The sequence below is a fragment of the Halorubrum ejinorense genome, from assembly GCF_055389685.1.
In genome coordinates this window covers 1,969,248-1,981,012 of record NZ_AP043777.1, presented here as the reverse complement: position 1 = coordinate 1,981,012, position 11,765 = coordinate 1,969,248, and the positions used below count along the sequence as shown (strand labels likewise).

The following is an 11,765-nucleotide window of genomic DNA, read 5'->3' as shown; positions in this document are numbered from 1 at the left end:
AGCGAAGGTAATTGGTTCACCGGGCGCGTCACGTAGACGGGCCGAGCGGTTCGACCGCCGTGTCGGGCCACCGCGGCCCGGATGTGCGAGCGGTCCCGCGCATCGCAACGACTAATCCCCCGCCGAACGCTTCCCGATGTATGACCGGCAAGGCCACCGCGCGAGCCCACCCGATTCAGGGGCTCGTCAAGTATCACGGGATGCGCGACGAGGAACTGCGGCTCCCGTACCACGACAGCATCAGCCTCTGTACCGCGCCGACCGCCACGACGACCACCGTCGAGTGGCAGCCGGACGCGAGCGAGGACGCGTACGTCATCGGCGGCGAGGAGGTCGACGGCCGCGCGGCCGAGCGCATCGACATGGTCGTCGACCACGTCCGCGACCTGGCCGGCGTCGACGCCGCGGTCCGACTGGAAAGCGAGAACTCCTTCCCGTCGAACATCGGCTTCGGCTCCTCGTCGTCCGGGTTCGCGGCCGCCGCGCTCGCCTTAGTCGAGGCCGCCGGCCTCGACCGCACCCTCCCGGAGGTCTCCACGATCGCTCGGCGCGGCTCCTCCTCGGCGGCGCGGGCGGTCACCGGCGCGTACTCCCGGCTCGACGCCGGGCTCAACGACGAGGACTGCCGCTCCCGTCGGCTCAACGTGGGCGTGAGCGAGGACGGGTTCGACCCGGAAGAGGACCTCCGGATCGTCGCCGCGCACGTCCCGGCGTACAAGGAGACGGAGGAGGCCCACCGCGAGGCGGCCGCGAGCCACATGATGCAGGCGCGGACCGCGCACGTTCAGGACCAACTGGTCGAGATGACCGACGCGCTGCGCGAGGGCGACTTCGACCGCATCTTCGAGACGGCCGAACACGACTCGCTGTCGCTTACCGCCACGACGATGACCGGCCCGTCGGGCTGGGTGTACTGGCAGCCCGAGACGATCGCCGTGTTCAACGCGGTCCGCGAACTCCGCGAGTCGGGCGTTCCCGTCTACTTCTCGACGGACACGGGCGCGTCGGTGTACGTGAACACCCTCGCCGACCACGCAGACGAGGTGGAGTCGCGGATCGCCGAGATCGGCATCGACACCGACGTCTGGGAGGTCGGCGGTCCCGCGCACGTCCTCGACGAGAGCGACGCGCTGTTCTGACGGTCGCCCGCGGCGTCGCCCCGTCCCCGGCGAGGTGATTTATCAGTCCGGCGGGTGAACCGTGCCGTCATGTCGACGATCTCCGAGGCGATCGTAGCGTTCGACGGGGCGACGCCCCGCGTCGTCGCCGACCTCCGGAGCGTCGCGTTCGAGATCGAACACGTCCGCGACGACGTGGAGGACCGGTACTCGAACGCCGACTTGGAGAAGGCGTACCAGCTAGTGATGTCGAATCAGATCACGGGCGACGAGTTCAAGAACCTCGTCGGTCGGACCCAGTACCGGGCACAGACGTTGTTCTTCGACGACCTCGTGGTGTTTCTGTTCCCCTCCGACCGGTACGACGCGGTGTTCGCGTCCTTCGACTACGACGAGGCGTTCCCGGTGACCGAACTGGTGAGCGCCGTCAGCGAAGCACGCTCGGACTGACTCCGTCTCGGACGGCCGCCGGGCTACTCGTCCGGGTCCTCGCCGCGCGCCCGCTTGTACATCGCCAGCGCGTCCTCACGCCGCTCGGAGTGGTCGACGATCGGAGCGGGGTAGTCTGGCGCGGCGTTCGCGCGCTGAGTCGGCGACAGCTCGTGCCAGCCGTGAACGACCTCGGGATCGACGCCGCGTAGCTCGGGGACGTACTCGGCGATGTACTCCGCGTCCGGGTCGTACCGCTCGCCCTGCGTCATCGGATTGAAGATGCGGAAGTAGGGCTGCGCGTCGGTCCCCGTCGAGGCCGCCCACTGCCAGCCGCCGTTGTCGTTGGCGGTGTCGTGGTCGGCCAGCCGCTCGCGGAAGTGCTCGTAGCCGTGGCGCCAGTCGACGAGGAGGTCCTTCGTGAGGAAGGAGGCGACGATCATCCGCACGCGGTTGTGCATGAACGCCTCCTCGCGGAGCTGCCGCATCCCGGCGTCGACGATGGGGTACCCCGTCTCGCCGCGCTTCCACGCGGCTATCTCCTCGGGGTCGTCGCGCCACTCGATCCCCTCCTCGTACTCCTTGTAGTCCTCCGTCACTACCTCCGGGTTGTGGAAGAGGACCTGCGTGTAGAACTCCCGCCACGCCAACTGCTGTTGGAACTCCTCGACCTGTCCGGGCGCGTCGTCGGGACGCGCGTCCGAAGTCGCCTCGCTCATCGCCTCGGCGGTCGCCGCGTACGCCTCCCTGACACCGATCTCGCCGTACTTCAGGAACGCCGAGAGCCGGGAGGTCGCGTCCTTCGCCGGGTAGTCGCGCTCGGCCTCGTAGGCGAACACCGCCTCGTCGAGGAAGTCGGCGAGCCGCTCGCGGGCCGCCTCGGTCCCCGCGGGGCCCACCGCGGCGTCCGGCTCCGCGAAGCCGAGGTCGGAGGGAGCGGGCAGGTCGCCGACCGCGGCGACCGGCGGCTCGTCGACGCCGCCGTCGGCGAGCGTGGGGTCGCTCTCGTCGACCGCGCCGACGACTTCGACCGCCTCCGCGAGCCGATCGGGGTCGACGAGCGCGTCCGCGTCGGGCGCCGGCGCCGGCTCGTCTTTCGCGCGGTCGGTCCACTTCTTCCAGTAGTAGCTGTACACCGAGTACGGGTCGCCGGCGTTCGTCCGGATCGCGTCGGGGTCGTGGAGAACCGCGTCGTGGTGGGCCTCGCGTGACACGTCGACCGCGTCGAGCGCCCGTCTGACGCCGGCGTCGCGCTCCCGAGCGAGCCCGGAGTAGTCGCGGTTCCAGACGACGCGCTCGGCGTCGAGCGCCTCGGCGAGACGCGGCAAGACGGTCTCCGGGTCGCCGCGCGCGACGAGCAGGTCGCCCCCGCGCTCCCGGTAGTCGTCGCGCAGCGCGGCGAGCCCGTCGAGCAGGCGGCGCACCCGCACGTCGCTCGCGTGGTCGAGGACGTCCGGATCGAAGACGAAGACGGGCGCGGCCGGCCCCCGGTCGGCGTTGTCGATGCCGGCGCCGGCCGCGACCGCCAGCCCGACGTTGTCCGCGACTCTGAGGTCCCGTCGGTGCCAGAACAGCTCCATGGGATCCCCACGGGCGCGTCCACCGTGAAACCACCGGGACGAACGGCGGGAGGCCGGAGACCGCGGACCGCGTCAGCGACCGGCGTCCGTTCCGGTGAGCGATTCGAGGAGGCGGACGGCCGGAGCCTTCGCGAGGGGATCGTTCCCGTTGCCGCAGTGGGGCGACTGGACGCAGGCGGGACAGCCGCCCTCGCAGTCGCAGGTGTCGATGAGCCGCGCCGTCCGGGTCATCAGCTCCTCGATTCGGCCGTGACCGCGGCGCGTGAGCCCGACGCCGCCCGGGTAGCCGTCGTAGACGAACACCGCCGGCCCCTCGGTGTGAGGGTGGTGCGGCGTCGAGATGCCGCCCACGTCGGCGCGGTCACAGAGCAGGTGGAACGGGAACAGCGAGATGATCCCGTGTTCGGCGGCGTGGATCCCGCCGTTGAACGCGTAGTCGCCGCCTGGAACGTCCGCGCCGCCGTCGGGGCCCTCCCCCTCTGTCGGAGCCTCGTCACCGCCGTCCGGCGCGACTTCCGGGGACCCGTCGCCGGGGAGCGCGTCTCCGAGGCGTCGCATCTCGCGTTCGACGTCGGTCGGGACCGGGAAGTACAGCGACTTCGTGCGCAGCGTCGTCTCCGGGAGGTCGAGCGTCGACTCGCCCAGCGACTCCCCCGTCGCCGCGTCCTTCCTGACGAACCCCGTGATCTGCTCCGTCACCGTCACGTCCGCGAAGCGGACCGGCACGTCCGGCCGGGCCGAGAGCGTCCGCTCGTCGAGGTCGGCGTTCACGACGATGTCCTTCTCCGAGCGCACCTGCGTGTAGTAGTCCGCCCACGACTGCTGGAGCTCGGCGACGTCGCGGTCCAGATCCAGTTCGACCACCTCGTACGTGCGGCCCTGCTGGTGGTAGATGGCGCCGGGGTGGGCGTCGCGGAGCGCGTCGGCGAAGCCGAGCGTGGCGACCGTCTCCCCGCTCGACCGCTCGATCAGCGATATCTCGCGCTCCTCGGCTGTCCGGAGGTTCACCGACTGCTGCGGGCTCGACGAACCGGCGTGGACCCAGCGCGTGCCCGCCGCGGCCTCGCGTCTGTTCAGGACGCCCTCGTCGGTGAGGTCGGCCACGACGCTCGGGAACGAGTCGCCGAAGAAGCGCTCGTCCTCGGGCGAGAGCCAGTTCTCGTCGGCCGCGCAGGCGACGTGGCCGGGCATCAGCTGGCCGTTCTCCGGGTCGCAGATGGCGTCCTCCGGCGGCGCGTCGAAGAAGTCGCTCGGGTTGCGCATCAGGTACTGGTCGAGTTGGTCCTCGCCGCCGACCATCACGACGAGGGCGGGGTCGTCGCCGCGGCCCGCGCGTCCGGCGCGCTGGTGGGCGGACATCCGCGTGCCGGGGTAGCCGTCGAGCACCACGGCGTCGAGGCCGCCCACGTCGACGCCGAGTTCGAGGGCGCTCGTCGACCAGACACCCCGGAGGTCGCCGGCGTGGAGGTCGCCCTCTATCTCGCGGCGGCGGTCGTCGGTGAGCGCCGCCTGGTACGCGCCGACCTTCCCGGCGAGGTCGCGCTCGCCCCGGTCGCGGAGGTCGCTCGCGCTGTCCGTCGCGTACTGCTCTGCGGTCTGCCGAGCGCGGGTGAACGCTAGCGTCTGCTGGCCCGCGGTGACGAGGTCGACGAACAGCCGCTTGCTCTCCGTGTGACTCGACTTGCGGCGCCCGCTGCCGCGCTCCTGCCAGTCGTCGTCGTACTCCGGCGGGTTCCACAGCACCCAGTCGCGCGGCCCGCGTCCGGAGGTGTCCTGGTCGACCAAGGCGATCCCGTCGGGGTCGCGGCCGGTGACGGTCGAAACGTGGTCGACCGGGTTGTTGATCGTCGCCGAACAGCAGACGAACTGCGGCGACGAGTCGAACCGCTCGCAGGTCCGCGCGAGTCGACGGAGCGTGAGCGCCACCTGCGAGCCGAACACGCCCCGGTAGCTGTGGACCTCGTCGATCACGACGCACTCCAGCGAGGAGAAGAACCAGTCCCAGAGGCGCCCGGCGTACGGCAGCAGCGCGTAGTGGAGCATGTCCGGGTTCGAGAGGAGGACGGTGGGGCGGCGGTCGCGCACGTCGCGCTTCTCCGACCGCGAGAGCCGACCGGTGTACGAGTCGACCGAGACTCGGCTGCCGAAGCCGAGGTCGGTCGCGAGTTCGGACAGCGACTCCTCCTGATCGGCGATCAGCGCGTTCTGCGGGCCGACGTAGAGGGTGCGGCCGCCGTGATCCATCGCCGCCTCGAAGGCGGGAACGGTGTACGCGAGCGACTTGCCGCTGGCCGTCTCGGTTGCGAGGACCACGTCGTCGCCGTCGCGGACGGCCTCGATCGCCTCGGCCTGGTGGCGGTAGAGCCGATCGATCCCTCGGTCGGCGAGCGCGCCGGCGAGCCGCGGTTCGAGGTCGACGTCGGCGAACTCGGGTGAGCGCGCCGGGAGCCGCCGGTGGTCGGCGATCTGTCCCTCGTAGAAGGGGCGGTCCCGCAGCCACTCGATGGCGTCGTCCACGGTTACGATACCCTAGTGACGGCGAGCCGTAACCGTTGCGGTGGGCCCGACGGGAACGCCGCCGAGCAGTCCGGAGGGCGGACGCCGCGCGTCAGTCGTCCGCCGGTGACCGGCCCGGCCCGGAGGCGGCGGACGGCCGTTCGAGGAGCGACTCCGTCGGTCCCTCGCGGGCGAGCGGCGGCCAGCGCACCTCGGTCGCGACCGGCTCGTCGAGGTCGAGCCGCATCAGGAGGTCCCCGCGGCGCTCGACCACCTCGAACCCGACCGTCCCGTAGACCGACCGAGCGGCCCGGTTACCGGTCTCGACGTGGAGTTCCAGCGCCTCCCGACCGGCCGCGGCGGCGGCCGCGATGACGTGCCGACACAGCTCCGTCCCCACGCCGCGGTCCTGCGCGTCGGGGTGGACGAAGACGGCGAGTTCGGGCGTGTCCGCGGCGGTCGGCGTGTACATCGCGTGGCCGTACAGCTCGCCGTTCCGCTCGGCGACGACGTCGTGCCCGTCTTCGAGCATCGTCTCGATCCAGTCGGCGCGCCGACGGCGGCTCACCGGCGGGAGCCCCTGCGCGCGGTCGGCACGGTCGAACCCCTCGTACATCTCGGCGAGGAACGGCTCGTCCGCCGCGACCGCCGGTCGGATCGTCCAGCGCGCCCCCTCCTTGTCGACGAACCGCGGACAGCGCGGCGGACAGTGTGGCGTCCCTTCGCACTCGCTGCCGTCCCACCCGTCGCAGGCGACGCTCGCGGTATCGGGAGTCATGTTTCACGGTTGGCACCCCCTCGTGTTATAGGGTGACAACGACTTTCACGGCGTGGGAACGGTCGGTCGGCGGTGCGCTCCGCCCCTGCCGCGGACCAGCGGACGGCCGCGCTCCTGCTCAACCGCGGATCAGCACGATGCCCTCGCGGAACACCGCGTGGTTCGGGAGGACGTGTTCCTCGCCGTCCGTCTCGATGTGCGTGACGAACAGGTCGACCTCCTGAACGACGCCGCGCTCGCCCGCGACCCGGACCTCGTCGCCGATGCCGTACGGCTGCCGGAGGAGGAGGAAGACGCCGGCGGCGGCGGACGCGACGAGGTCCTTGGTCGCGAGCGCCGCGAACAGCACGACCGCGAACGCGTACGCCGCGAGCAACACGATGAGCGCGAGCGTCTGGACGCCGACCTGTCCGAGTGCGATGAGCGCGGCGACGTACACGACGCTGTAGTTCACGAGCGTCGGGACGACGCCGAGTTCGGGGAGCTTGACCCCGCGGAGGCGCTCGGCGACGAGCAGTTCGATCTTATCGCCGACCACGACCCCGACGATGAGGACGACCGCGGCGACGAACAGGCGCGGGAGGAAGGCGGCGACGCCGGACCAGAACTGTTCGAGGTAGTTCACGTCGGCGACGGTGAGCGCGACGATGACGGCGACGGCGACGATGAAGTAGCTCGATAGCTGTGCCAGGATCCGCACCGTCGAGGTGTCGAACTCGCGGGCCGTCCGCTCGAAGGCGGTCCCCTCGATCACCTCGGGGACGCCCGCCCGGCGGAGCAGCCGGCGGTTGATCACGCCGACGAGGTACGCCAACGCGAGCCCGACAACCAGCACGAACAGCGCCAGCCAGATCCGCTCCGGGACGGTACGCACGAACTCGGAGAGGAAGCTCGGGACCGCGGACATCTGTCAGTACTCCTCCGGATCGATCTCCAAGATGAGTTCGCCCGCCTTGAACGCCCGAACGAGCCCGTCCGACTCGGAGAGGACGATGGCGGTCGAGTTCGTGTCGCGGGTGATCGCGGCCCCGGACATGTGGCGCGCGCCGAGCCCCTTCGGGATGTCGACCCCCTCGGCGGCGGGTTCGAGGTACCGGTACGCCGAGACGATCTTCCCCGAGTCGGAGACGACGAACGCGCCGTCGAGCCGCGAGAACTCCTTGAGCATGACGTTCACGATGGGGTCGCCGACGTGGACGTGGGACTTCTCGAAGGGGTTGTACGAGAGCGGCCGCGACTTGTTCATCACCTTGCCCGCGTCGCCGACGACGAACAGCGCCCCGACCGGCTTCCCCTTCTGTCCCTTCTGTCCGAGTTCGATCGCGACCTCGAACACGTCGCGGATGACGCTCGGCTCCGCCCGGGAGTTGGCGAACAGGTCGTAGATGCCGGTGTGTATCCCCTCGTCGACGGTGACCCGAACGATCGCGTCCGAGCCGCCGTCGAACACCGAGGCCACGCAGGCGACCTCGTCGCCCTGAGAGACGAGCCCCTCGTCCATCGACCCCTCGATACCGAACCGGATCCGGTCTTTGACGTTGTCGAACGGGAGCGGGAGTTCGACGAACGTCTCGGCGTCGACGTCGTTGTCGGGCGCGACGACGACGACCTCAACCCCGTCGTCCGCGAAGCGCTCGTAGAAGGAACTCGCCGGCGAGAACAGCAGCGTGGCGTCGACGTCGTCGACGAGGTCCGTCAGGTGGTCGGTGAGCGAGGCCATTATCACCCCTGACTTCCGGAATCCGTATAGTCGTTGCGTCGGCGTCGTGCGTTCGTCTGACGCGGCGGTGGCCTGCGTCTGACGAGACGAGGCGGTGACGACGCACCCGACCGCGGGGACAACGGTCAGAGTCGGTCCGCCGACGGCGACGCGCGCGGTTTTTATTCCGTCCGCGCCGATGGACCGACATGGCGACTCGCGAGGCCCTCTGGGGGTACCGAGACCGGTTCGGCGACGCCTTCGGGCGGACGTACTTCCGGCGGTTCGGTCCGGGCGTCGTCTCCAGCGTCGGGATCGGGACGTACCTCGGCGAGCCGACGCCCGCCGTCGACGAGGACTCGCGCGAGTCCATCGCGTTAGCGCTCCGCTCGGGGATCAACCACGTCGACACCGCGGCCAACTACCGGTGCGGCCGCGCCGAGCGCGTCGTCGGCGATGCGCTCCGAGACGCCCCGGTCGACCGCGAGGCCGTGGTCGTCGCGACGAAGGGCGGGTTCCTCCCCTTCGACGGCGAGCGGCCGGCCGACCCGAGCGCGTACGTCCGCGAGCGGTTCGTCGAGCCGGGGATCGTCGACCCCGACGACCTCGCGAACGGCGCGCACAGCCTCGCTCCGGCGTTCCTCGAGTGGTCGCTGGAGCGGTCGCTCGACCGTCTGGGGCTCGACGCGGTCGACTGCTACTACGTCCACAACCCGGAAACGCAGCTCGCCGTCCGGTCGCGCGAGGCGGTGTACGACGCGCTCGAAGCCGCCTTCGAGACCCTGGAGCGCCGGCGCGCGGCGGGCGACGTCGGGGCGTACGGCGTCGCCACGTGGGACGCCTTCCGGCTCCCCGCGGACGCCGACGGCGCCCTGTCGCTCGCCGAAGTGCTCGGTCGGGCAGAGGCGGCGGGCGAGGCGGTCGGCCCGGACGACGACCACGGGTTCGAAGCGATCCAACTCCCGTTCAACGTCGCGATGGCTGACGCGTTCACGCGGGCGAACCAGCCGGCCCCGCCCGGCTCCGACGACGAGGGCCCGGTTTCGGTTCTGGAGTTCGCCCACGAGGCCGGGCTCTCGGTGGTGACGAGCGCCAGCGTCGGGCAGGGAGACCTGACCGTCGACGGCGCGATCCCCGCCGACGTCGACGCGACGCTCGCGGGGGACACGCCCGCTCAGCGGGCGCTCAACTTCGCGCGGAGCGCGCCCGGCGTCACCTCGTCGCTCGTCGGGACGAGCGACCCGGACCACGTCCGCGAGAACGTCGCGGCCGGCACCTTCGACCCGCTCGGCGCGTCGGCGTTCGACGCGGTGTTCGAGTGACGGGCCGCCGAGCGCCGCGCCACAAGAAGTTTATCGGGACCGATCCAAGCGGCCCGCATGTCCCCGACGCGACGAGCCCTCCTGAGTAGCGCGACACTCGGCGCGGTCGGCGCGCTGGCCGGCTGTCTCGGCGGCGCCGACGAGCCCGAGTCGGAGTCCGTCCAGCGGCGGGCCTCCGGGACCGACACGGACCCGACCGTGCTGAAGGTCCGGAACCCGGACGGCGACGCCGTCCTGGTCGACGGCGCCGAAACCGACGGTGCGGGCGACCCGCTCTCGATCGGGCGCGAATTAGTCACGAGCGCGGACCGGGCGGCGAGCCTGCTGGTCGCCGGCGGCGTCGCCGACGCCGACCGAAGGCGAGTCCGGTCGTTCCTCGACGAGACGAACTTCGACGCGGAGACGGTGTACGTCGCGCGGGCCGGCGTGTACTCGTGCCAGCGCCTCCACATCGATTCCGTCTCCTGGCAGCCGCAGCGGGTCGAGTACGAGTACTGCCGCGAACTCAGACCGCCCGACGAGGCGTGCGAGGCCGGAACGCGGGTCGCCCTAGCGCTGATCTTCCGACTCCCCGTCGTGCTCGACGGGCGGCTCTCGGGGAGCGGTTCGAGCGGGATGTCGCCGTGTCAGACCACCGCGACCGACTACGCCGTGATCGACGGCAACGCGACCGTTCCCGGGAACGAGACGGCCATCGACGAGGGAGGTGACGCGGCGTGACGCGACGGCTCACCCGACGCGAGGCGCTCATGGCCGGCGGCGCCGCCGCGCTCGGGGCGCTCGCCGGCTGCTCGGGGGTCGGGAACGAGCCCCGGTTCTGGACCGATCCGCCCGCGCTCGCCGTCGACGCGGTCCCGAACGCGTTCGACGCGTCGCCGCCGGAGCGACCGCGAGTGGTTCCGGTCGATTTCGACCCCGAGGCGACGGGCGCGTTCGCCGATCGAGTCGAACGGCTACTCCGTCCGATCCCGGAGCCGTTGACCGCGGAGACGCTCCCGAACGGCGAGATCCGCGAGCAGATCGAGACGGAGCGGGCGGCGGCCCGCGAGACCCTGCCGGTTTCGGGGGAGTCGTCCGTTCCCCTGCTGGCCGCGGAACGGTACGCCACGGCGCGGAAGCACGCGGCGGCGGCCGTCGGCACGTGGGCCGCCGTGACCGTCGAGGGCGACCCCGAAGCGGTGGCCCCGGCCATCGGTTCGGTCCGACGGCGGGCGTACGAGACGCTGGAGTCGCTTCCGGGCGCCGCGTCCGACCCGATGGCGGGGGCCGCGGTGTACGGGCCGATCGAGCGCTGGTACGACGAGTCGCGGCGCCGGACGCTCGTGGGGGGAAACACGGGTCCGGCGGGGCGCGCGAACCCGATCCGAACCGGCGAGGCGGTCGGGGACGTCGAGCGAGTCCAGTCGTACGTCGAGGCGGGCCGACACCTCCGCGACCGGTACCGCGCGTCGCTCGCCGCGTCGGAACCCGTCGGCGACGCGCTCCGTCGGGCGGCCGAGCGGATCGGGGCCGAGATCGGTGAGACGCTCCGGGAGGCTCACGGGGAGGACGTCGACAGAATCCGGTCGAACCCCGGCGCGGAGGCGTTCCTCGACGAGCGACCGATACCCGAGGACGCCCCGAGCGTATCGCTGCTCTCGAACGCGCTCTATCGGACGTTCGAGGACCTCCGGTTCGACCCGATCCCGGTGGACGACTACGTCCCGGACCACCCGGCGACCGCGTTCACGCGGACCCTGCTCGCTCGCGCTCGGTTCCGCGGGATCGACGCGATCGCGTCGCGCATCGAATCGGGCGAGACCATGTTCCCGGCGAACGCCGACGCCGTCGCCGAGGCGCGCGACGACGCGATTGAGTCGGCGGCTGCGCTCGCGGCGAGCGAGAGCCCCTTGGACCGGTGGCTCGCGGCGCAGTTCCTCCGGGCGTTCGCGGAGCCGGACGCCGACCTCGCGAGCGAAGACCGCAGCGCTCGCGGAGTGGCCCGTGCGTACGCGTCGTATCGCTGGATCGAGACCGTCACGAGTGAGTCTCGAACGGTGACGGAGTCGGTCGCGGACGCGTTCGAGTCGTGAGCGGGCGCGACCGCTCGGCGGGAGCGACGCGAGGAGAGGGCGACGGCGAAGGAGGGAGAAACGGTGACTGCGGCGGGACGTCCGTCAGCGGAGTTCCTTGAACCGGCTGCCGCACTCCGGACAGATGCGGACCGAGAACACCTCGTCGGGGTCGTTCTCCTTTTTCAACACCTGATCGCACTCGGCGCAGTTGAGCCGCTCGTAGGTGTCCTTTATCAGGTCGCCGTCGCGGAGCCCCTTGCGCGTGGATTTCATACACCGGCGTTCGTCA

11 protein-coding genes are annotated in these 11,765 nt (G+C 71.3%); 5 read left to right on the top strand and 6 right to left on the bottom strand.

Annotated features, from left to right (window positions below):
- Window positions 1-140: 140 nt before the first annotated feature.
- Both mvaD and ACZ5KW_RS11280 read left to right on the top strand, forming a co-directional pair.
- Window positions 141-1,139 carry a phosphomevalonate decarboxylase MvaD gene (gene mvaD, locus ACZ5KW_RS11285; RefSeq protein ID WP_343776437.1) on the top strand — a complete coding sequence of 333 codons (999 nt, stop codon included), beginning with the start codon at window positions 141-143 and terminating at the stop codon, window positions 1,137-1,139.
- Window positions 1,140-1,208: 69 nt separating this feature from the next.
- Window positions 1,209-1,568: a DUF7522 family protein gene (locus tag ACZ5KW_RS11280; RefSeq protein WP_343776435.1), complete on the top strand. Its 360-nt coding sequence runs from the start codon at window positions 1,209-1,211 to the stop codon at window positions 1,566-1,568.
- Between the two features lie 23 nt (window positions 1,569-1,591).
- Here the strand turns inward: ACZ5KW_RS11280 and ACZ5KW_RS11275 are convergent, their stop codons facing one another.
- From ACZ5KW_RS11275 to dacZ, 5 genes are all read right to left on the bottom strand, one after another.
- Window positions 1,592-3,127 (bottom strand): cryptochrome/photolyase family protein, encoded by a 1,536-nt coding sequence (locus tag ACZ5KW_RS11275; RefSeq protein ID WP_343776434.1) that lies wholly within the window; start codon window positions 3,125-3,127, stop codon window positions 1,592-1,594.
- A gap of 72 nt (window positions 3,128-3,199) precedes the next feature.
- Window positions 3,200-5,644 (bottom strand): DEAD/DEAH box helicase, encoded by a 2,445-nt coding sequence (locus tag ACZ5KW_RS11270; RefSeq protein WP_343776433.1) that lies wholly within the window; start codon window positions 5,642-5,644, stop codon window positions 3,200-3,202.
- A 91-nt stretch (window positions 5,645-5,735) separates the two neighbouring features.
- Window positions 5,736-6,401, bottom strand: a complete 666-nt coding sequence (locus ACZ5KW_RS11265) for a GNAT family N-acetyltransferase (RefSeq protein WP_343776431.1) — start codon at window positions 6,399-6,401, stop codon at window positions 5,736-5,738.
- Between the two features lie 118 nt (window positions 6,402-6,519).
- Window positions 6,520-7,308, bottom strand: coding sequence for a mechanosensitive ion channel domain-containing protein (locus ACZ5KW_RS11260; RefSeq protein ID WP_343776430.1), 789 nt, complete (start codon window positions 7,306-7,308; stop codon window positions 6,520-6,522).
- A 3-nt stretch (window positions 7,309-7,311) separates the two neighbouring features.
- Window positions 7,312-8,121 (bottom strand): diadenylate cyclase DacZ, encoded by an 810-nt coding sequence (gene dacZ / locus ACZ5KW_RS11255; protein ID WP_343776428.1) that lies wholly within the window; start codon window positions 8,119-8,121, stop codon window positions 7,312-7,314.
- Between the two features lie 188 nt (window positions 8,122-8,309).
- Between dacZ and ACZ5KW_RS11250 the strand changes: the two genes are divergently transcribed.
- From ACZ5KW_RS11250 to ACZ5KW_RS11240, 3 genes are read left to right on the top strand one after another with little or no spacing between them, the layout of a single operon-like run.
- Window positions 8,310-9,422 (top strand): aldo/keto reductase, encoded by a 1,113-nt coding sequence (locus tag ACZ5KW_RS11250; RefSeq protein WP_343776427.1) that lies wholly within the window; start codon window positions 8,310-8,312, stop codon window positions 9,420-9,422.
- A gap of 57 nt (window positions 9,423-9,479) precedes the next feature.
- Window positions 9,480-10,142: a hypothetical protein gene (locus ACZ5KW_RS11245; RefSeq protein ID WP_343776426.1), complete on the top strand. Its 663-nt coding sequence runs from the start codon at window positions 9,480-9,482 to the stop codon at window positions 10,140-10,142.
- Window positions 10,139-11,494 (top strand): hypothetical protein, encoded by a 1,356-nt coding sequence (locus ACZ5KW_RS11240; RefSeq protein WP_343776424.1) that lies wholly within the window; start codon window positions 10,139-10,141, stop codon window positions 11,492-11,494. Before ACZ5KW_RS11245 ends, ACZ5KW_RS11240 begins: the two co-directional genes overlap by 4 nt.
- Before the next feature lie 84 nt (window positions 11,495-11,578).
- Here the strand turns inward: ACZ5KW_RS11240 and ACZ5KW_RS11235 are convergent, their stop codons facing one another.
- Window positions 11,579-11,749 (bottom strand): HVO_0758 family zinc finger protein, encoded by a 171-nt coding sequence (locus tag ACZ5KW_RS11235; RefSeq protein WP_343776423.1) that lies wholly within the window; start codon window positions 11,747-11,749, stop codon window positions 11,579-11,581.
- Window positions 11,750-11,765: the final 16 nt, after the last annotated feature.